A 20,712-nucleotide genomic window follows, 5' to 3' on the forward strand; every position below is an offset into this window, starting at 1 on the left:
TTATTAGATAGTTCAATTTGCGCTATGCAGCGCTAAAAAATTAGCAAATAATGAGGCTCACACAAACGGGATTAGAATGAGGACTATGAACACGATTTTAACCACACAATGCGATGATGATGTTGGTCTAATTGCCAAGATCACCGGTCTTTGTCATCAGCATAATTTAAACATTACACGTAATAACGAATTTGTAGATAAAGACGCTAAACGCTTTTTTATGCGTACAGAGTTAAGCGGCGTTATTTCAGATGATTTTTTACCAAGCCTTGCTGAGCTACTGCCTGATGGCGCAGAGCTTGCCCTGCATAGCAACGAAAAAACCAAAGTAGTATTGCTTGCCACCAAAGAAGCCCATTGTTTAGGCGGTGTATTACTTAAGCAATTCGAAAAAGCATTAAATATCGAAGTACTGGCTGTGATTGCCAACTATGCAGATTTAGCTCCGCTAGCTGCAGGCTTTGGCGTACCATTTCATGTGGTGTCGCACGAAGGTTTAAGCCGTGCAGAGCATGATCAACAAGTAGGTGATTTAATTGCCAGCTATCAGCCAGATATTATTGGCCTAGCTAAATATATGCGTATTTTAAGCCCCGAATTTGTGGCGCGCTTTGAAGGTAAAATTATTAATATCCACCATTCATTTTTACCCGCCTTTATTGGTGCAAAGCCTTACCATCAAGCATTTGAACGCGGCGTGAAAATTATCGGTGCGACCGCTCACTTTGTTAATAATGAGCTTGATGAAGGGCCTATTATTTTACAGGATGTGACGCATGTCAGTCATGCTGATACCGCAGAGATGATGGCAAAAATGGGTAAAGATGTAGAGAAAACGGTGTTCTGTAAAGCACTGCAACTAGCATCTGAGCATAAACTGTTTATTAATGGTAATCGAACAGTGGTGTTCGCTTAAGCTATAAAATGAAGAGGCTGTATGGCCTCTTTATTATTTTTGTTATCAGTAGTTTTTATGCCGACTCAATAGGCTCTAATTGTAATTTAGAAGCAATTAATACCGCTTGAGTACGATTATACACACCTAGCTTTCTAAAAATTGCTGTAATGTGTGCTTTAACTGTTGCTTCAGAAATATGTAATTCGTAAGCAATTTGTTTGTTTAACAAGCCTTCATGTAAGTATTGTAAAACCTTATATTGTTGTGGCGTAAGTGAGGCCACTTGCGCTGCAATTTCTTTGTCTTCGCCATCAACAGCAGCCACTTTGTCTTTAAGTTCAAGTGGAAGCCAAACATCGCCTTCAAGAATGTGGTTGATTGCCAATGCAATATCATCTGATGAAGATGACTTAGGAATAAATCCCATCGCACCATACCCCATTACTTTAGAAACTACATTGATGTCTTCGCTGCCAGAAACAACAGCTATTGGTAAGCTTGGATAGTCTTCGCGAATGCGAATAAGGCCGTATAAATCGCCATTGCCTGGCATGTGAAGGTCTAGTAGTAAGATATCAAGATCTTCTTGTTCGCTTAGCACCTGCAAAGTGGTCTCAAAGTTTTCCGATTCAAACACTTCTAAATCAGCGAACTTAGCACTCAATGCCCCTTTCAGCGCTTCACGAAATAACGGATGATCGTCCGCTATTAAAAACTGACTCATGGTTCACTCCTAATAAATTCGGCTGACACCTATTTCTAAGTGACAGCCGATATACTACGTTTAGAATCAACTTCTAATCAAGTTTTTAACGCGATTTTAACGATTTAATCGGTTTTCGATTAGCTCATCAACAACACTTGGATCGGCTAGTGTAGACGTATCACCAAGCTGTTGGTGCTCGTTTGCCGCAATTTTACGTAAAATTCGACGCATGATCTTACCAGAACGTGTTTTTGGTAGACCCGGAGACCATTGGATCATATCTGGTGAAGCGATTGGGCTTAATTCTTTACGAACCCAGTTACGTACCTCTTTCGTTAGTTCATCGCTCACTACAACACCTTCATTTGGTGTGATGTAAACATAGATGCCCTGACCTTTAATATCATGCGGGTAACCGACTACAGCAGCTTCTGCCACCGCTTCGTGAGCTACAAGTGCACTTTCGATTTCTGCAGTACCTAGGCGGTGACCTGATACGTTAAGCACGTCATCTACACGGCCAGTGATCCAGTAGTAGCCATCTTCATCACGACGACAACCGTCACCTGTGAAGTACACACCTGGGTATGCTGAGAAATAGGTTTGTTCAAAGCGTTCATGGTCGCCATAAACTGTACGTGCTTGTGATGGCCAGCTGTCTAAAATAACAAGATTGCCATCAACCGCGCCTTCTAGTGTATTCCCTTCAGCATCAAATAGTGCAGGGGCAATACCAAAGAACGGACGTGTTGCGGAGCCTGGTTTCATATCTGTCGCACCTGGTAATGGTGTGATCATGATGCCACCAGTCTCTGTTTGCCACCAAGTATCTACGATTGGGCAATTTTCGTTACCAATATGCTCGTAATACCACGCCCAAGCTTCTGGGTTAATTGGCTCACCCACTGACCCCATTACGCGCAAGCTTTTGCGTGTTGAGGTAGCTGTTGGTTCATCACCTTTTGCCATTAGAGCACGAATAGCCGTTGGTGCTGTATATAGGATAGTCACGTTGTGCTTATCAATCACTTCACCCATACGGCCCGCTGTTGGGTAGGTTGGTACACCTTCAAATACCACTTGCGTGCAGCCATTCACTAATGGGCCATAAGCAATGTAGCTGTGACCTGTGATCCAGCCCACATCAGCACTACACCAGAAAATATCATCTTCTTTTAGATCAAACACGTATTCATGTGTCATCGATGCATAAACGAGATAACCCCCGGTTGTATGAACTACACCTTTTGGTTGACCCGTTGAGCCTGAGGTATAAAGAATGAAAAGCGGATCTTCTGCATTCATTGGCTCTGGTTCACACTTAGCAGGTAAGTCAGCGACAAGTTCATGCCACCAAATATCATGGCTATTCCACTCAACTTCACCACCAGTTAACTGATGCACAATAACGTGCTCAACCGTGGTAACTGAATCTTGTGATACCGCTTCATCAACATTTGCCTTAAGTGGTACGCAATTGCCAGCACGACGACCTTCGTCTGAAGTAATTACCACTTTAGCGCCTGAATCATTAATTCGGTCAGCAATCGCTGATGGAGAGAAACCACCAAATACCACAGAGTGAATCGCACCAATACGTGCACAAGCTTGCATAGCGTAAATAGCCTGTGGTGTCATTGGCATGTAAATAGCGACACGGTCACCTTTTGATACGCCTAATTTTTTAAGGCCATTGGCTAGTTTAGCTACTTCGTCATGAAGCTGTTGGTAGCTAATATTTTCCTTGTGTTCAGGGTTGTCGCCTTCCCAAATGAGGGCTGTTTTATCGGCTTTAGTGGCAAGGTGGCGGTCAATACAGTTATAAGATGCGTTAAGTTGGCCGTCTTCATACCAGCGAATGCTGATGTGGCCTTTGTCGAATGAGGTGTTCTTTACTTTATTATAAGGAGTTGACCAATCAAGACGTTTACCGTGCTCTCGCCAAAATCCTTCAGGGTCATCAATAGATTGCTTGTACAGTGTATTATATTTATCGTTATCAACTAGTGCTGCATTCTTGATATGCGCTGGTACTGGATAGATACTTTCTGACATTGTTGTCGTCTCCATTTTAATTACTTGCCTACGGCCTGCTTCAAGGATCACTCAGCAAAGCCCCTGAAAGTATTAGACCTTAGTTGTATATCTTGCCATTTAACAAAAAACTTCGAAATTGCCTTCTATAATCTAGTCCAATGTTAGGTTGGATGCGATTTAACGACCCATTCCACCTTAGTCTAATAGACCAATAGATAATTGAGAGAAGTCATTTCTTAAACAACAGTGATACAACAACATTAATGCAATCAACAAGTAGCTTCGACAGGAATACACATTATGACAACAACAAAAGTAACCGCATTAAAAACACTCACAGCTTCAGCTGTTTTATGTGCACTTGCAGGTACCGCTAACGCCGCAACCATTGGCAACACTGACGTTTCTTATGGTGGCTATGTAAAACTTGATGCCATGTGGAGTGATTACTCTGCAGGCGTACCAGCTGGCGGCAGTATTGGCCGTGACTTTTACGTACCGGGTACAACACCGGTAGGCGCAGACAGCGACAGCGATGCTGTGTTTGACATGCATGCACGCCAATCTCGCTTTAACCTAGGCACAGCAACAAAGTTAGACGATGGTAAAACCATTAAAACTAAAATTGAAATCGACTTTATTGCTTCAGCGCCAGGCGGTAATGAACGTGTTAGTAACTCTTACGCGCCTCGTATTCGTCAAGCATTTGTGACTTATGATGGTTGGTTATTTGGTCAAGCTTGGTCAAACTTCCAAAACGTAGGCGCATTACCTGAAACGCTCGACTTCGTTGGTCCTGCTGAAGGTACTGTGTTCGTCCGTCAAGCACAGGCACGCTACACCACAGGTAATTGGTCATTCTCTATCGAAAACCCAGAGAGTACAGTCACTGTTGGCGGAGCACGCGTAGCTACCGATGATGCATCAATGCCAGACTTTACAGCACGTTACGCACATAAAGCTGATTGGGGTGAATTAGTATTTACCGGTCTTGCTCGCCAGTTAACTTATAAACAAAATGGTATTGATGCTGATACATCATCGTTTGGTATCAGTGCCTCAGGTAAAGTTAATTTTGGCCAAAATAACCTTAAATTTATGCTTACTCAGGGTTCAGGTTTAGGCCGCTACATTGGTCTAAATGTAGCTAATGGTGCTGTTCTTGACGGTGATGATCTAGATGCAATTGATTCAACATCAGGCTTTATTGCCTACCAACAACACTGGAACAGCCAATGGCGCTCAACTTTCCTTTACTCATTCTTCTCAGCAGATAACAACACAGATTTACTTGCTGTGACTGGCGATCCTACAGAAATGAGCCAAAGCTATAGTGCCAACCTTTTATATTCGCCTGTTAAAAAGCTTACATTTGGTGTTGAATTTAAACATGCTGAGCGTGAGTTAGAAAGCGGTGCAGACGGCGATATGGATCGTCTGCAATTCTCTGCAAAATATGTGTTTTAAGATTTAAACTCGTTTTACTTCCTGAAGCGGCTTCGGCCGCTTTTTTTATATCTCCTTTTTATATTTCTATGCCCTTTAAACTTTTTTACAAACAATTATTCACTAAAACAAAAACCCTAATTGCAAATTATTTTCATTTAGATTAAATTACGCATTAATTTCACTATTCATTGAACTAATTGGAACTTTGCATGTCATCAACAAAATTTTTGCGCTTATCTCAATTAAGCCTTGTGACCTCAGCACTTTTAAGTGGCCACGCTTTTGCAGAACAACAAAAAGAAGAACAAGCAATTGAAAAAATTGCCGTTTATGGCCAGCATCATAAAAACTACATCACTGAAGAAGCACAGTCGGCAACCAAATTAGGGCTAACAATTAAAGAAACACCGCAGTCAATCTCTGTTGTTTCACGTGCTTTAATGGATGACTTCTCACTTGATAACATCAATGCAGTGTTAGAAAGTACGCCAGGTGTGACTGTTGAGCAAATCGAAACTGACCGTACTTATTTTAAAGCCCGCGGTTTTGAGATCACCAACTTCCAAGTTAATGGCATGGGTATGCCACAAGACAACGGTTCAATCCAAGGTACTCTTGATACTTCTATTTTCGATAGTGTTGAAATTGTCCGTGGTGCCAATGGTTTAATGACAGGTGCTGGTAACCCATCGGCAACTGTGAACATGGTTCTAAAGCGCCCTACTTACCAAACACAAGTCAATGCGTCTGTATCCTATGGCTCTTGGGACAACAAGCGTTTAGAGCTTGACGCTTCAACTGCTATTAACGAAAACCATGCTGTACGCGCTGTATTCACTAAGCACAAAACTGAGTCATACCTTGACCGCTACGAGCAAGATAAAACAATTTATTACCTAGCCTACGAAGGTCAGCTAACTGATAGTACAGTAGTAACTGCAAACTACGTAAATCAAAAGAAAGATGCTGACAGCCCACTTTGGGGTGCCTTACCGCTTTATTACAGCGATGGTTCAGCAACAAACTTTGATGCTTCAACCAGCACAGCATCTGACTGGTCATACTGGAATAACACGACAGAGCAGCTGTTCTTATCAATTGAGCAAGCAATCACCAATACTTGGTTCTTAAAAGCAAGCTACGCGCACTTAGAAAATGAGCAAGACTCGGAGCTTTTCTATGTTTATGGCACACCAGATAGAGAAACTGGCCTTGGCTTAACGGGTTATGCGAGTGAATATGACCACAAAGATAAGCACGACATTTTAGATATCTACGCAACAGGTAAATTTAATTTATTTGGTATGGAGCATGACCTGTCATTTGGTGTAAACCAAGCAGATATGGATTACAAAGATAAATCATTGTATGACTACACTACCGGTAATGGTTTCCCAGCAATGCCTGAACTAGGTGGCTGGGATGGTGTTGCGCCAGTTCCAACACTTACTGATGGTTTAACAGGTGCTGATATCACTAGCCGTCAACGCTCTGCATATATTTCAACGCGCATCCGTGCCACTGACGCATTTAGTGTTTTAGCTGGCGTGAGCCAGGTAAACTGGGAAACTGAGGGCGAATCGTACGGCGTCGCAAAAGATAAAGACAGTGACCAAACAGTGCCTTACTTCGGTGCTGTTTATGATATCAACGAGCGCTTTTCAACTTACGCAAGCTACACAGAAACATTTGTGCCGCAAACAGAACGTGACATTAATGGCGATTACTTAGACCCTATCACAGGAAAAAGCAGCGAAATTGGTGTAAAAGCACAGCTACTTGATGACGACTTGTTTGTAACAGTTGCTTACTTTGATGCTAAACAAGTTGGCCTTGCTGTAGCTATCCCTGATTCATTACCTGATGACACGCGCTACTATGGCGCAGATGGCATTAACAGCGATGGCATTGAAGTAGAACTTAGTGGTCAAATCAACGAAACACTAAGTGCAAGCTTCAGCTACAGCAATCTAAACATTGATGGTGATGAGTTAGTAAAAGACTACACACCTGAAAACCAGTTCAAACTTGCTGTAACTCATAAAGTGCCTGAGATTGATGGTTTAACCTTTGGCTTAAACTATCGTTGGCAAGACGATACAAAACGCGTACAAGTTCGTGATGCGGCAACAAATGCTGCACTTATCACTACTACGCAAGATGCGTATGGTCTTTTAAACCTAATGGCAACGTACGATATTAATGACAATATGAGCGTTAACTTGAACATTAATAACGTGACCAACGAAAAGTACATCCACAGTCTTTTCTGGGCGCAAGGCTATTACGGTGCACCGCGTAACTACTCAGTGTCTTTCAACTGGCAGCTTTAAGTTTTAAGTTTTAAGCTGTAAGTGCATGAAAAGCCGCATTATATGCGGCTTTTCATGAAAGAGTTACAAGAGTAAAGTTAGAAAGGAGAAAGTGATTGAACGCGATATAAAATCGCTGCTACAAGCACCCATAAAAAAACCGCTAACAATGTAGCGGTCTTTTTGTGTTAAGTGCGGGTCAAATCACGCTTAACTGTACTTTTTTAGCGGTACTTATAGCTCGTCTTCAGCTATTAGGCCTGCATCTTCACCATCTTCAGGTTGCACAGTTGCTTGAAGTAATAGCATCTCACGTAACTTACCTTCGATCTCATCTGCGATCTCAGGGTTGTCTTTTAAGAACTTAATTGAGTTTGCTTTACCTTGACCAACTTTGTTGCCATTGTAGCTATACCAAGCACCTGATTTTTCAACAATCTTATGCTTAACACCTAGGTCTATTAACTCGCCTTGTTTAGAAATACCTTCACCATACATAATGATGAACTCAGCTTGTTTAAACGGCGGAGCAACCTTATTCTTAACTACTTTAACGCGGGTTTCATTACCTACAACCTCATCGCCTTCTTTCACTGAACCAATACGACGAATATCGATACGTACTGAAGCGTAGAACTTAAGTGCGTTACCACCCGTTGTTGTTTCAGGGTTACCAAACATAACACCAATTTTCATACGGATTTGGTTGATGAAAATACATAGCGTGTTTGAACGCTTGATGTTACCTGTAAGCTTACGTAATGCTTGTGACATTAAGCGAGCTTGAAGACCCATGTGTGAGTCACCCATGTCGCCTTCGATTTCAGCTTTAGGTGTTAAAGCTGCTACCGAGTCAACAATCACAACATCAACAGCACTTGAACGAACTAACATGTCACAGATTTCTAATGCTTGCTCACCAGTATCTGGCTGAGAAACAAGTAAGTCATCGATGTTTACACCCAATTTTTGTGCGTATACAGGATCTAGAGCGTGCTCAGCATCTACGAATGCACAGGTTTTACCTTGCTTTTGAGCTTCAGCGATAACTTGTAAAGTAAGCGTTGTTTTACCTGATGATTCAGGACCATACACTTCAACAATACGACCCGTAGGTAAACCACCAATACCTAATGCGATATCGATACCCAGTGAACCTGTTGAGATTGCTTCAATATCTAGGGCTTTGTTGTCGCCCAGTTTCATAATTGAGCCTTTACCAAATTGACGCTCAATTTGTGATAAAGCAGCGTCTAAGGCTTTTTGTTTGTTATCGTTCATTCTGTTCTCCAAATCCGGCTAATGCAGACAGTATACTGTATGAAATCACAGTATCAAGCTAATTTTCAGATTTTATCAGTTCAATTATACTTTTTAATGAATAAACAATAGCTTGCAGCCTAACTTCAGCTCTATCGCCAGAGAAAACCTGCTGGCTTGGGTAGTTTTTACCTGAAAAATGAATACAAAACCATACTAAGCCCACAGGCTTATCCAGTGTTCCACCACCGGGGCCTGCAATACCAGAAATAGCTATTGCGATATCTGCGTTTGCAGCTTTAGCAGCACCCGATGCCATTTCAACAACTGTTTGTTCACTAACCGCACCGAAACTGTTTAAAGTTTGCTCATTTACGCCAATTAGCTCTTGTTTTGCTTGATTACTATAAGTGACAAACGCTCGATCAATATAGTTAGAACTACCAGGGGTATCAGTTAAGGCATAACTAACGCCACCACCGGTGCATGATTCTGCGGTAGTGATCCATAAGCGTTTATCCGTTAAAATAGATCCTAATTTCGCAGCAAGTGTTTTAATCTCTTGATGTAATTTCATATTCAGCCTTTGGGTAAATACATGTCGTTTGATCTTTATGCACCGCACACTATAAAACAACAAACCCCTATGATGCAGCAGTATCTAAAAATAAAAGCCGAGCATCGGGACATTTTATTGTTTTATCGTATGGGCGACTTTTACGAACTTTTCTTTGATGATGCCAAGCGTGCAGCACAACTTCTTGATATTTCTCAAACACATCGTGGTAAAGCCGGTGGTGATCCAATACCAATGGCAGGCGTACCCTATCACGCAGTCGAAAACTACTTAGCTCGCCTTGTACAAATGGGTGAATCAGTGGCTATTTGTGAACAAGTTGGTGATCCTGCTACCAGCAAAGGCCCAGTTGAACGTAAAGTAGTACGTATTGTTACGCCGGGCACGATTTCTGACGAAGCGCTGTTACAAGAACGCCAAGACAACCTGCTAACCAGTGTTTGGCAAAATAAACAAGGCGCTTATGGTATTGCTTATTTAGATATTAACTCTGGCCGATTCAATGTATTAGAAGTTAATACGGATGAAGCGTTTAGTTCAACATTACAGCGTTTAGCCCCTGCTGAACTGCTTTATAGTGAAACATTCGCAAATGTTCACCTAATTGAGCATATCAAAGGGGCGCGTCGCCGCCCAGAATGGGAGTTTGATTTAGATACTGCTCAGCATTTACTATGCGACCAATTTGGCACCAAAGATTTAGTAGGTTTTGGTGTAGAAAAAGCACACGCGGCTTTAGTTGCTGCAGGCTGCTTAATGCAATACGTAAAAGATACTCAGCGCATTGCCTTACCGCATATTCGTGCTATTACCCTTGAGCAAAATGAACACGCGGTGATCTTAGATGCAGCGACCCGTAAAAACCTTGAACTAACAGTTAATTTATCGGGTGGTTACGAGAATACACTTGCACAAGTACTTGATAAAACAGCGACTGCAATGGGTTCTCGCTTATTAAAACGCCGTATTCATACCCCTGTGCGCAGCAAAACAGAGCTCAATTCGCGACTAAACGCTATCAGCGCAATTATCGATGCTCAATTATGTGGTGAGCTACAAGAATCGTTAAAGCAAATTGGCGATATTGAACGTGTTATTGCACGTTTAGCGCTTTGTACAGCAAGGCCGCGTGATTTAACGCGCCTTCGAAGTGCATTGCAGGCTCTAGCGCCACTACACGAATTACTTATGGATGCTAACGATCCGCGTATTAGCCAAATTATTGCAAAGTCGCAACAGTTACCTGAACTACAAGATTTACTAGAACGTGCTGTAATCGAAACCCCACCGGTGCTTATCCGTGATGGCGGTGTAATTGCACCAGGTTATAACAGCGAACTTGATGAGTGGCGTGCGCTAAGCCAAGGTGCAACCGATATTCTTGAAAAGCTTGAAGAACGTGAGCGTGAGCGTACAGGCATTAGCACCTTAAAAATTGGCTATAACAAGGTCCACGGCTTTTTTATTGAAGTAAGCCGCGCTAATTCACATTTAGTTCCTGCGGATTATATTCGCCGCCAAACGCTAAAAAATAATGAGCGCTATATCATCCCTGAGCTTAAAGAGCACGAAGATAAAGTACTTGGTAGCCAATCAAAAGCCCTAGCGCTTGAAAAACAGCTATATGAGCAATTATTTGAGTTTATCGCTCCGCACATTGAGCAGCTACAAACAATGGCAGCCGTACTGGCAGACTTAGATGTACTGAACAATTTAGCAGAACGAGCGCAGGCGCTTAATTATGCTAAGCCAATACTGTGCGATAACGATAACATCAGTATTAAACAAGGTCGCCACCCGGTGGTAGAGCAGGTTATGAAAGACCCGTTTATTGCCAATCCAGTAGAGCTTAATAACGACCGTAAAATGTTGATTATCACAGGTCCAAATATGGGTGGTAAATCAACCTACATGCGTCAAACTGCGCTTATTGTTCTGATGGCCCACATTGGCTGTTACGTTCCTGCTGATAGTGCAGAAATCGGTAATATTGACCGTATCTTTACGCGTATTGGCGCAAGTGATGACTTAGCATCAGGGCGCTCAACCTTCATGGTTGAAATGACAGAAACTGCAACGATTTTAAATAATGCTACAGCACAATCACTGGTGCTGATGGATGAAATTGGTCGCGGCACCTCAACCTATGATGGTTTATCGCTTGCCTATGCAACAGCTGACTATTTAGCATCAAAAATTGCCGCCAAAACCTTATTTGCGACCCACTATTTTGAGTTGACAGAACTCGCCGAGCAAAAAACAGGACTGGTGAATGTGCACCTAGATGCCATTGAGCATAACGACACAATTGCCTTTATGCATACCGTTCTTGAAGGCGCTGCAAGCAAGAGCTTTGGCTTACAAGTTGCAGCCCTAGCAGGTGTGCCAAAGGCGGTAATCCAACAAGCTAAACAGAAACTTAAAATGCTCGAAAATCACCAACCTGTTACAGCCCCAATTGAGCAGCAACAACAAACATTAAGTTTTGATGATGAACCTTCCGAGCTTGAATTAACCTTAGAACAGCTTGACCCAGATAGCTTAACGCCAAGGCAAGCTCACCAACTACTGTATCAATTAAAAGATTTACTGTAGGTATAAAGTTGATATAAAAAAAGCTGACATTACGTCAGCTTTTTTGTGTGTTCTAGACCCAAAGGCCTAATACCCTTGATCAGGTATACATTGTTGTCAAATTAGGTGAATTGATCGAATAGGCTGTCTGTGCTTAAGCCTTCGTGTTGCAAAATATCTTTTAAGCGACGTAATGCTTCCACTTGAATTTGTCTAACTCGTTCACGTGTTAAACCAATTTCACGACCAACATCTTCAAGTGTTGATGGCTCGTAGCCTAGCAAACCAAAACGACGAGCAAGTACTTCACGTTGTTTTGGATTTAATTCCCCAAGCCAATCAACAATGTGTTTATTAATGTCGTTGTTTTGTACTTCGCCCTCAGGACCATAGTCTTTTTCATCGGCGATTATATCTAATAGCGCTTTGTCATTTTCACCACCAATAGGTGTGTCTACAGAGGTGATTTTTTCATTTAAACGCAGCATCTTAGTAACATCTTCAACCGGCTTATCTAAGCACTCTGCAATTTCTTCTGCGGTTGGTTCATGATCAAGTTTTTGCGTCAATTCACGGGCAGTTCTTAAATAAACATTAAGCTCTTTTACCACATGAATAGGTAATCGGATCGTACGTGTTTGGTTCATGATGGCACGTTCAATGGTTTGACGTATCCACCAAGTAGCGTAAGTTGAAAAACGGAATCCTCGTTCAGGGTCAAATTTCTCAACGGCTCTGATAAGGCCTAAATTACCTTCTTCGATAAGGTCAAGTAGCGCAAGGCCACGGTTGTTGTAGCGGCGGGCAATTTTTACCACTAAACGTAAATTACTTTCGATCATTCGCTTGCGAGAGGCTTCGCAGCCTTTCAGTGCTTTTCGAGCAAAATAGACTTCTTCTTCTGCACTTAGCAGCGGAGAAAAACCAATCTCACCTAGATACAGTTGTGTAGCATCTAGATTTTTGGCAACTTCTTCTTTTGCAAAAATTTCATCTTCGTTGTCGACTTCTTCTAATAATTCAGAAGATTCTTCTTCGACTACCGTGTCTTCAAATTTATCGTCAATCGTGTCAGTTTTTTTCTCAAGTTTTGCTGTGTGACCCATAAGCGTCCTCCCGAGCAAATATGTGATTGAGCTAAATCACTTTATCAATACCCTAAATGGCTAAGGTAGATACTTAGCAGGATTGACTGCTTGACCCCGATAACGAATTTCAAATCTCAAAGCCGTAACCGAAGAGTCTGAACTGCCCATTTCTGCTATTTTCTGCCCCGCCTTTACTTCCTGTTTTTCCTTTACAAGCAACTTTGAATTGTGCGCATAAGCACTTAGGTAATCATCATTATGTTTCAGAATAATTAAATTACCATACCCCCTCAATGCGTTGCCCGCGTATACCACAGTTTCCATGTGCAGCAGCTAAAACAGAAGCCCCTTGTTTATTAGTAATTTGTAATCCTTTAAAGCCATTCTCTTTATTAGAGAATCGTTGTGTTACTTTACCTTTTGCAGGCCAGCTCCATACAACTTTTGCATTAGAATTACTGTTTTTATCACTAATTATTTTGTTGGCTTGTTTCTGAACATACTCTCGTTGTTTTGGCTGATCAAGCTCTTTCTTTAATTTTTTGTTATTTTTTTGTGTATAAACAGTAGACTTTTTACTCGAATTCGTATATTTTTTCGTCTTTTTTGGTTTTTGTGCCGATTTTTTAAGCAGCACTCTCTGCCCCGGGAAGATAGTATAAGGTGCTGGAATATCGTTTATTTTTGCAAGAGTGCGAAAATCTTGCTGAGCGCTGAAGGCAATTGAGTACAAAGTATCTCCCTTTTTGACTACATATTTTGAGCCAGAGATATTTACTTTGCGAGTGGCTGGTTTAACTTTATTATCTAAACTACTGACAGGCGCCGGTGCTTCGCGAGAAGTACAACCAAAGAGCAAAATACTAAGAAACAAAGTAACATAGACTGTTAACTGCCTGCTCATCGTAAAATGCTCCTTATCGTACTAATTTAATGGTTTTGCGGGTTATCGCAGTAAAAAGTACGCAACCACGACTAAAACAACTAATCCCCAGCCAAGCGCTTCAACATATTGACGTAATTTTTGTTCCATTTTAACACCGCCCCACTTCATTAAAGCCGACACTAAGAAGAAGCGTGCACCACGGCCTATTGTCGAGGCAATTAAAAACGGCAAGAATGCCATTTGCATCAAGCCTGCACCTATGGTGAAAACCTTATAAGGTATAGGTGAAAAGCCCGCTAAGAAAACAACCCATACACCATAGTTTTCGAACCAGCTTAATGCAGTATCAAATTTAGCTTGCCAACCCATTTGTGTGATGAGTGGTTCAACCACAGGTTCAAATAACCAAAAACCAAGTAAGTAACCTAAAATACCACCGATTACAGAAGCTATGGTGGTAAAGCTGGCAAAGCGCCACGCTTTATCTGGTTGGGCTAGCGACATAGGCGCTAGCATGACATCCGGCGGCACCGGGAAAAAAACGGATTCAGCAAAGCTCATCCCTGCTAAATAGCGCTCTGCATGGCGGTGTTTAGCCCATATAAGCGCCATATCATATAACTTAGTAAACAACTTCAAAGTTTAACGTCCTATTCAATATCACCAGGTACCAAAGGTACAAATCGTACTGGTGCAACTTTATGTTCTGTAAATGTGTCGCCATTTCTAACGACCATCATTAATTGCTGATCTTGCTCACCAATAGGTGCAATCATAACGCCCCCATCAGCAAGTTGTGCAAGTAGCCCTTGCGGCATAGTGGCAGCTGCAGCTGTAACAATAATTCCTTCAAAAGGTGCTTGTGACTGCCAGCCCTGCCAACCGTCTCCGTGTTTCATGGTGACATTGTATAAATCGAGCTTGTGTAAACGGCGCTTTGCTTGCCATTGCAGTGCTTTGATACGCTCCACCGAGCACACTTTAGTAAAGGTTTTTGCCAATATTGCGGTTTGATAGCCGGACCCAGTACCAATTTCAAGCACTTTGTCACGTACCCCAGCTAAGCGAAGTAATTCTGTCATGCGCGCCACAATATAGGGCTGCGAAATCGTTTGTCCTTGACCAATTGGCAATGCGGTATTCTGATAAGCTTTGTGCTGTAAAACATCATCGATGAAAATATGTCTGGGTGTCGAGGCAATCGCTTCAAGCACAGTGCTATCTTCTACACCCTCGCGTTTTAATAATTCAGCTAATGCGAGTGCGCTGCGATTATAATTAGTCAGCACTATTAATCTCCATATTTGCTAACCAGCTATCAACGGCTTGTAAGCTTTCTTTCGCCGTCATATCAACACTGAGAGGTGTGACTGATGCGAAACCATTATTAATGGCGTAAAAATCAGTACCTTCACCAGCATCACTTTCAGCACCTAAAGTCCCATACCAATAAATATCACGACCCCATGGATCTTGTTGTTTAGTCATGGTTTCAGCTTTATGGCGCGAACCTAAACGGGTTACCTTTACGCCTTTTAGCTCAGTTAGCGGAATATCTGGCACGTTTAAGTTGATGATTTGATCTTTCGGTAATGGGTGCGAGGCCAACTCTTTAATAATGCTTACAGCAACGGCCGCAGCAGTCTCAAAATGATTTCCTTCTTTAGAGCATAACGAAACAGCAATAGCAGGTAGTCCTAGATGGCGTCCTTCGGTAGCAGCTGCAACAGTACCTGAATACAAAGTATCATCACCTAAATTTGCACCGTGGTTTATACCGGCTACAACTAGATCTGGCTGCTGTTCAACTAATTCATTAACCCCTAAATGCACACAGTCAGTCGGCGTGCCATTAATCGAAATAAAGCCATTATCAAGCGTGGTTGCACGCAATGGATTCATTAGCGTTAATGAATTACTTGCGCCACTACAATTGCGATCTGGAGCCACTAAGGTCACATCAGCAATTTGCGTTAACGCATGATACAAAACCGCAATCCCTTTAGCATGCACGCCATCATCATTGCTTAGTAAGATTTTCATTTACGCATCCTTTTGTTTTTGTTCTTTAGGGCTAGCGTCTTGATACTCCACCAGCTCTCTTAACAAGGCTGTAGCAAAACAACCTTTTGGCAAACCAAAACTTAACTTTAAAGTGCTTTCGTCAATGGTTTCAACTGCCAATGAGTCTGGAATAAGACGTAACATTCTACGTTCGTTCTTAAGGCCTAACTCGCTTAGCCCATCTATCCAAGATTGATAAGGTTCGAGCCACATTTTTTCGGTCTTGGTCAAACCCTTTTCGCCTTTACCAACCATAGGGGCCGACATCATAATATCGCCAGACGCTAAACGCGCTATATTGTCATCACTTATATTGTCTTCAAAAAACGCATTACTTCCGCTAAGCATAAACACTTCGCGGTGCATTGTTTTAGCAAGGCCATGCTCGGCAACACGCTTGCTTACTATTTCATTAAAGACATAAGAGCGTGCGGCTGAAATAACTAAACCACGCAATTTTTTATCACGGATACGCTCTCCAGCAAACATTCGCTTTGCCATTTCAAGGTTGTGGCCACCATGACCAAAGCGCTGCTCACCAAAGTAATTAGGCACCCCTGCGCGAACCGCATTAATACGACACAAAATATCCAGTGGCTCAGTCACATTTCGTAAAGTAATGCTAAAGCGATTGCCTTTATGGCAGCCGGTTCGAAGCTTGCGATTATGACGCTGTTGCGATACAACAAAAAACTGCTCGTTATTTAACTCACTAAATTCAATGTGCTTTTTAATCGGTACTGGCACACTAAACCATTGTGTACACACACCATGGCGGTCTTTTAAACCCGCATAACTTACATCACGTGGGGATACGCCAGCTTTTTCGGCAATGCGTTTAGCAACAAACTGAGTATTTTCGCCTTTTTTTACAACCTGTAAGCAAACATGCTCACCAGAGCCTGTAAACTCAATACCTAAATCTTCATCAACCATGAAGTCTTCGGCGTGGGTTTTAAAATCAGCCTTAGAAAGGGGTTTACCGTATAAGTAGTTTAACTCACTCATGCGTTTTGTTTGCTCATAATCACTACAGCGTGGCTAGAGATACCTTCTTTACGGCCTTCAAACCCTAACTTTTCTGTGGTTGTTGCCTTCACATTTACTTGAGAAATATCAGCTTCAAGGTCTTGGCATAAGTTTTCACGCATAGCTTGAATATGCGGCAACATTTTTGGCGCTTGAGCAACAATCGTGACATCGGCATTGCCAAGTACGTAACCTTGCTCTTTAGCAAGACCAACCACGTGGCGTAGCAAAATTCGGCTATCAATATTTTCGTATTCGCTGGCGGTATCAGGGAAATGTTTGCCAATATCACCCATTGCTAATGCACCTAAAATGGCATCACATAATGCGTGGATTGCTACATCACCGTCTGAATGAGCTAAGAAACCTTGCGGATAATCTATTTTTTCACCACAAATTACCAGCGGTCCTTCGCCGCCAAATTTGTGTACATCAAAGCCATGGCCAATTCGAATCATGAGGTACTCTCGTTTTGTTGTTTTTGCAGTAAAAATGTTGCTAAATCTAAATCTTCTGGGGTGGTGATTTTAATATTATCACTACGACCAACAACCAGCTTAACAGGCTGCTTAGCCCATTCAATTGCCGATGCCTCATCGGTGATAGTCACACCACTTTTAAGAGCTTGTGATAGCGCATCTGTCAGCGCCTGATAAGGGAAAAATTGAGGGGTTAAAGCCAGCCATAAATCATCACGTGGCACCGTTTGCTCACTGTGCGTATGGCCGCGCTTGATGGTGTCTTTTACTTTTGACGCTAAAATACCGCCTTCATTATCTTTTATACATTCAGTTATTAAACGCTGAATATCAGCCAAACACACTAATGGTCTTGCTGCATCGTGAACAAGCACCCAATCTGGCGGATTGTCGGCAAGTGATACCAAGGCATTTAGCACAGAATCAGCGCGCTCTTTGCCACCTGAAACGCGTTCAATACGCTTATCAATATGAGGTAAATCAGCAAAATAACCATCATCATCGCTGATTGCTACTTTAATAGTATGTAAATCGTTCAGTTCGGCAAGCTTACTCAGGGTATGTTCTAAAATAGTCTTACCCGCAAGTTCAATATACTGTTTTGGCGCCGAATGCTGCATTCGACTCCCTACTCCCGCAGCGGGAACAATGGCGGTTATAATTTGCTTAGTGTTCATTTTGCTGTTGACCTGGTAATACACGAATAAAGGTTTCGCCAGGTTTGATCATTCCTAATTCATTGCGCGCTCGCTCTTCGATTCCCTCTTGACCGAGTTTTAAATCTTGAATATCGGCTTTGAGGACCTTGTTGCGCTTTAATAATTTTGCATTAGTGTCTTGATGAGAGGTAACCGCCTGTTTTAAACGAGTGTAATCTTGCACTCCATTATGGCCAAACCATAAGCGATACTGAATAAATAAAGCCAAACATAACAAGGCGAATTGAAAAACCCGCATTGAACACTCCTTCGCGGTTAAATTAAGTCAAAGGGCGTTTTAAATTACGCCAATTTATATTGCTTGCAAGTAGCATTTCTCTTAATGACAAACGCTTAGGTGTAGTGCGTTTATTAAATTGCCATTGATGGCCACAGCACGCAGCTGCCATCACCGCTTTTGCGGGCTTTAACAAGTGTACATGTGTGTGCTCTAACGATTCACCTGATTTATCAAACCAACCAAGCTCGTTGCAATGTACCTTATTGTCGCTTACTTGATCTAAGCTGTCTATGCGCACCGTAGTACATTGTTCGTCATTAATTAGCACGGGAACAATTAACCCGCGCTTAGCATGGTGACTATAAAACTCTTCTGAGTCTTTTTTATTATAAACTGGCGGCGTTGTTTTTTGTTTTTCAAGCCAACTACCGTTTTGTGAATCTAGCTGCAATGGCGCATCACCACTCACAATACGCATAGCCAAACGCTCTATGTAGTAGGGCAAGCTTGCTAATAAGCGTTTTAGCCTTGCAGCATCTGGTTCATCAACCAAACGTGGGATCTCACGAGCATAAAATGCGTTGCATAACTGCGCATACAAAGCACGATCGGCATCAGTCTGCCAAATTTCGGCTTGTTGCGAGTGTTCGCTCTGTGAAGTTGGTTTAGACAATGCGCGCTCTTATAAAACAAATGCTTGACTGTTTTATAGCATAGAGCGTTTATTGAGCGCTACTTTACTGCGCCTTTTTTACCCAATTTTGCGTTGCCAGTTTCTAAAAACTGCACCACTGCATCACGCTTTTTACCTAATAACAAACTACCATCAGCTAAAAACATAAAGTTTTGCCAACAACGTTTAAAAACCGCAAAGCTGGTTTCAATAATATTGTCGCGAGCCATACAAAAATACACAGTGGTGTTTGCTTCCCACGCTAAGTGGTTAAGGATCTCTTCTGGTAACTCCTCATCACCAGCTTCCCACGCATTTTCCCAGTTAATGGTTTCTGAAAAGCTGTCTTCTTTGCCACACCAATCTGTTTTATCAAAAAAGTCCGGGTGGTCATGCTCACGGCTTACCATAGTGGTCCATAAAACCGCAGCGCGTTCAGCACTCATAGGTTTAATTTGCGCTGCGTCTTCGTTGCTTATAGGCATATCTTTATGACGGAAAACCCAGGCTTTTTTGTATTCATCTAACGAAATATAATTCATAGTTTAGGCAGTTTGTTTCAGCGTATAATGTGCAAACTGCAATTATACCCAAATGACTCCAAGATGCGAGATAAACACATGACAATCAAACCTGGTATTTACCAACATTACAAAGGCCCAAAATATAAAGTTGAATATGTTGCTACTCATAGCGAAAGCAATGAGCCACTGGTAATTTACCAAGCGCTATACGGAGAATTTGGTATGTGGGCACGCCCGCTCAGTATGTTTACAGAAACAGTCATTGTAGAGGGGAAAACTGTACCGCGTTTTGCATACCTTTCAGACGTCGTCTAACTGTGGCATCATGACGTTATTAATCACTGCTCAGACCAGATAAGGTGACATCGTGCTTTTTAATTCAACCGATAACTACATTGCCAGTAACTCATTAAAACAAGCGGTTAACGCAGCAATCTTGCTCGAAAAACCCCTGCTTATAAAAGGTGAGCCAGGCACAGGCAAGACCATGCTGGCGGAAGAGCTTGCGAAAAGCTTAGACACCACGCTGATTCAATGGCACATCAAATCAACCACTAAAGCGCAGCAAGGCCTTTATGAATATGATGCGGTATCACGCCTGCGCGACAGTCAGTTAGGTGATGAGCGTGTGCACGATATCAGCAACTACATTGTAAAAGGCAAATTATGGCAAGCCTTTACCTATGGAGAGCAACATAATAAACGCCCAGTGCTATTGATTGATGAAATCGACAAAGCCGATATCGAATTTCCAAACGACTTGCTATTAGAACTCGATAAAATGGAGTTTCATGTTTATGAAACCGGCGAGCGAGTGATTGCTAAGCAACGTCCGATTGTGATCATTACCTCGAATAACGAAAAAGAGCTGCCAGATGCCTTTTTACGTCGTTGTTTTTTCCATTACATTGATTTTCCAAGTAGCGAAGAAATGGCACAGATTATCGATGTACACCACCCTCACGTTAAACAAGATTTAGTTCGCCAAGCACTTGAGGTGTTCTTTAATCTACGTGAAGTAAACGGCATTAAGAAAAAGCCATCAACCAGCGAATTGCTTGATTGGTTAAAGCTACTGATGGCTGAAGATATAGACGCTAAAACACTGCATGATAAAAGCCAAAAAGGTGGCTTAATGCCGATGTTTGGGGCGTTATTAAAGAACGAGCAAGACATTAGCTTAATCGAAAAACTTGCTTTTATGAGCCGCCGTTAAG

General features: G+C 42.1%; 20 protein-coding genes and 1 pseudogene. 6 read left to right on the plus strand and 15 right to left on the minus strand.

All coding sequences use genetic code 11. The annotated features are described in order from the left end of the window. The first annotated feature begins 85 nt into the window (after window positions 1–85). Window positions 86–916 carry a formyltetrahydrofolate deformylase gene (gene purU / locus HYD28_15430; protein QLE10233.1) on the plus strand — a complete coding sequence of 277 codons (831 nt, stop codon included), beginning with the start codon at window positions 86–88 and terminating at the stop codon, window positions 914–916. Between the two features lie 55 nt (window positions 917–971). On the opposite strand, the gene HYD28_15435 is transcribed toward purU, so the two are convergent. Further along, window positions 972–1,622: a response regulator transcription factor gene (locus HYD28_15435; GenBank protein ID QLE10234.1), complete on the minus strand. Its 651-nt coding sequence runs from the start codon at window positions 1,620–1,622 to the stop codon at window positions 972–974. Between the two features lie 96 nt (window positions 1,623–1,718). Continuing rightward, the gene (acs, locus tag HYD28_15440; GenBank protein ID QLE10235.1) at window positions 1,719–3,659 is read right to left on the minus strand and encodes an acetate--CoA ligase; all 1,941 of its coding nucleotides are present in this window, start codon (window positions 3,657–3,659) and stop codon (window positions 1,719–1,721) included. A 282-nt stretch (window positions 3,660–3,941) separates the two neighbouring features. Here acs and HYD28_15445 point away from each other — a divergent pair, with 282 nt between their 5' ends. Together HYD28_15445 and HYD28_15450 are read left to right on the plus strand one after the other, a co-directional pair. Next, on the plus strand, window positions 3,942–5,108 hold the full coding sequence (locus tag HYD28_15445) for a porin (GenBank protein QLE10236.1): 1,167 nt from the start codon (window positions 3,942–3,944) through the stop codon (window positions 5,106–5,108). Between the two features lie 191 nt (window positions 5,109–5,299). Further along, window positions 5,300–7,423, plus strand: coding sequence for a TonB-dependent siderophore receptor (locus HYD28_15450; GenBank protein QLE10237.1), 2,124 nt, complete (start codon window positions 5,300–5,302; stop codon window positions 7,421–7,423). Window positions 7,424–7,636: 213 nt separating this feature from the next. Here HYD28_15450 and recA read toward each other — a convergent pair whose 3' ends face one another. Both recA and HYD28_15460 read right to left on the minus strand, forming a co-directional pair. Next, window positions 7,637–8,683, minus strand: coding sequence for a recombinase RecA (recA, locus tag HYD28_15455; GenBank protein QLE10238.1), 1,047 nt, complete (start codon window positions 8,681–8,683; stop codon window positions 7,637–7,639). A 58-nt stretch (window positions 8,684–8,741) separates the two neighbouring features. Continuing rightward, a complete protein-coding gene (locus tag HYD28_15460) occupies window positions 8,742–9,239 on the minus strand; it encodes a nicotinamide-nucleotide amidohydrolase family protein (GenBank protein QLE10239.1) in 498 nt (165 codons plus the stop codon). Window positions 9,240–9,260: 21 nt separating this feature from the next. Between HYD28_15460 and mutS the strand changes: the two genes are divergently transcribed. Next, window positions 9,261–11,834 (plus strand): DNA mismatch repair protein MutS, encoded by a 2,574-nt coding sequence (gene mutS / locus HYD28_15465; protein ID QLE10240.1) that lies wholly within the window; start codon window positions 9,261–9,263, stop codon window positions 11,832–11,834. Window positions 11,835–11,935: 101 nt separating this feature from the next. Here mutS and rpoS read toward each other — a convergent pair whose 3' ends face one another. The 11 genes and pseudogenes from rpoS to HYD28_15520 form a co-directional block, all read right to left on the minus strand. Then, window positions 11,936–12,919 carry an RNA polymerase sigma factor RpoS gene (gene rpoS / locus HYD28_15470; GenBank protein QLE10241.1) on the minus strand — a complete coding sequence of 328 codons (984 nt, stop codon included), beginning with the start codon at window positions 12,917–12,919 and terminating at the stop codon, window positions 11,936–11,938. Between the two features lie 60 nt (window positions 12,920–12,979). Then, window positions 12,980–13,805, minus strand: a pseudogene (locus HYD28_15475) (peptidoglycan DD-metalloendopeptidase family protein). Window positions 13,806–13,847: 42 nt separating this feature from the next. Then, window positions 13,848–14,426, minus strand: coding sequence for a DedA family protein (locus tag HYD28_15480; GenBank protein ID QLE10242.1), 579 nt, complete (start codon window positions 14,424–14,426; stop codon window positions 13,848–13,850). 11 nt (window positions 14,427–14,437) lie between these two features. Next, on the minus strand, window positions 14,438–15,076 hold the full coding sequence (locus HYD28_15485) for a protein-L-isoaspartate(D-aspartate) O-methyltransferase (protein QLE10243.1): 639 nt from the start codon (window positions 15,074–15,076) through the stop codon (window positions 14,438–14,440). After that, window positions 15,066–15,830 carry a 5'/3'-nucleotidase SurE gene (surE, locus tag HYD28_15490; GenBank protein QLE10244.1) on the minus strand — a complete coding sequence of 255 codons (765 nt, stop codon included), beginning with the start codon at window positions 15,828–15,830 and terminating at the stop codon, window positions 15,066–15,068. The genes HYD28_15485 and surE overlap by 11 nt, the downstream gene beginning before the upstream one ends. Then, window positions 15,831–16,859, minus strand: coding sequence for a tRNA pseudouridine(13) synthase TruD (locus HYD28_15495; GenBank protein QLE10245.1), 1,029 nt, complete (start codon window positions 16,857–16,859; stop codon window positions 15,831–15,833). Further along, window positions 16,856–17,338 (minus strand): 2-C-methyl-D-erythritol 2,4-cyclodiphosphate synthase, encoded by a 483-nt coding sequence (gene ispF / locus HYD28_15500; GenBank protein QLE10246.1) that lies wholly within the window; start codon window positions 17,336–17,338, stop codon window positions 16,856–16,858. Before ispF ends, HYD28_15495 begins: the two co-directional genes overlap by 4 nt. After that, the gene (gene ispD / locus HYD28_15505) at window positions 17,335–18,036 is read right to left on the minus strand and encodes a 2-C-methyl-D-erythritol 4-phosphate cytidylyltransferase (protein ID QLE10247.1); all 702 of its coding nucleotides are present in this window, start codon (window positions 18,034–18,036) and stop codon (window positions 17,335–17,337) included. The genes ispF and ispD overlap by 4 nt, the downstream gene beginning before the upstream one ends. Beyond that, complete coding sequence (gene ftsB, locus HYD28_15510; GenBank protein QLE10248.1) at window positions 18,026–18,316, minus strand: cell division protein FtsB; 291 nt, start codon at window positions 18,314–18,316, stop codon at window positions 18,026–18,028. The genes ispD and ftsB overlap by 11 nt, the downstream gene beginning before the upstream one ends. Window positions 18,317–18,338: 22 nt before the next feature. Then, on the minus strand, window positions 18,339–18,971 hold the full coding sequence (locus HYD28_15515) for a hypothetical protein (GenBank protein ID QLE10249.1): 633 nt from the start codon (window positions 18,969–18,971) through the stop codon (window positions 18,339–18,341). Window positions 18,972–19,030: 59 nt separating this feature from the next. Then, a complete protein-coding gene (locus HYD28_15520) occupies window positions 19,031–19,513 on the minus strand; it encodes a DUF2947 domain-containing protein (GenBank protein ID QLE10250.1) in 483 nt (160 codons plus the stop codon). 78 nt (window positions 19,514–19,591) lie between these two features. Here HYD28_15520 and HYD28_15525 point away from each other — a divergent pair, with 78 nt between their 5' ends. Continuing rightward, window positions 19,592–19,810, plus strand: a complete 219-nt coding sequence (locus HYD28_15525) for a DUF1653 domain-containing protein (GenBank protein QLE10576.1) — start codon at window positions 19,592–19,594, stop codon at window positions 19,808–19,810. A 52-nt stretch (window positions 19,811–19,862) separates the two neighbouring features. After that, the gene (locus tag HYD28_15530; protein QLE10251.1) at window positions 19,863–20,711 is read left to right on the plus strand and encodes a MoxR family ATPase; all 849 of its coding nucleotides are present in this window, start codon (window positions 19,863–19,865) and stop codon (window positions 20,709–20,711) included. Window position 20,712 lies beyond the last annotated feature (1 nt).

The organism is Pseudoalteromonas shioyasakiensis (assembly GCA_013391845.1).
GTDB classification, from domain to species: domain Bacteria; phylum Pseudomonadota; class Gammaproteobacteria; order Enterobacterales; family Alteromonadaceae; genus Pseudoalteromonas; species Pseudoalteromonas apostichopi.

Coding starts and splice junctions, on each gene's coding strand:
- acs (QLE10235.1), bottom strand. CDS start 3,659: ATGTCAGAAAGTATCTATCCAGTACCAGCGCATATCAAGAATGCAGCA.
- HYD28_15495 (QLE10245.1), bottom strand. CDS start 16,859: ATGAGTGAGTTAAACTACTTATACGGTAAACCCCTTTCTAAGGCTGAT.
- mutS (QLE10240.1), top strand. CDS start 9,261: ATGTCGTTTGATCTTTATGCACCGCACACTATAAAACAACAAACCCCT.
- HYD28_15445 (QLE10236.1), top strand. CDS start 3,942: ATGACAACAACAAAAGTAACCGCATTAAAAACACTCACAGCTTCAGCT.
- HYD28_15450 (QLE10237.1), top strand. CDS start 5,300: ATGTCATCAACAAAATTTTTGCGCTTATCTCAATTAAGCCTTGTGACC.
- HYD28_15435 (QLE10234.1), bottom strand. CDS start 1,622: ATGAGTCAGTTTTTAATAGCGGACGATCATCCGTTATTTCGTGAAGCG.
- purU (QLE10233.1), top strand. CDS start 86: ATGAACACGATTTTAACCACACAATGCGATGATGATGTTGGTCTAATT.
- rpoS (QLE10241.1), bottom strand. CDS start 12,919: ATGGGTCACACAGCAAAACTTGAGAAAAAAACTGACACGATTGACGAT.
- HYD28_15520 (QLE10250.1), bottom strand. CDS start 19,513: ATGAATTATATTTCGTTAGATGAATACAAAAAAGCCTGGGTTTTCCGT.
- ispD (QLE10247.1), bottom strand. CDS start 18,036: ATGAACACTAAGCAAATTATAACCGCCATTGTTCCCGCTGCGGGAGTA.
- HYD28_15460 (QLE10239.1), bottom strand. CDS start 9,239: ATGAAATTACATCAAGAGATTAAAACACTTGCTGCGAAATTAGGATCT.
- ftsB (QLE10248.1), bottom strand. CDS start 18,316: ATGCGGGTTTTTCAATTCGCCTTGTTATGTTTGGCTTTATTTATTCAG.
- surE (QLE10244.1), bottom strand. CDS start 15,830: ATGAAAATCTTACTAAGCAATGATGATGGCGTGCATGCTAAAGGGATT.
- HYD28_15525 (QLE10576.1), top strand. CDS start 19,592: ATGACAATCAAACCTGGTATTTACCAACATTACAAAGGCCCAAAATAT.
- ispF (QLE10246.1), bottom strand. CDS start 17,338: ATGATTCGAATTGGCCATGGCTTTGATGTACACAAATTTGGCGGCGAA.
- recA (QLE10238.1), bottom strand. CDS start 8,683: ATGAACGATAACAAACAAAAAGCCTTAGACGCTGCTTTATCACAAATT.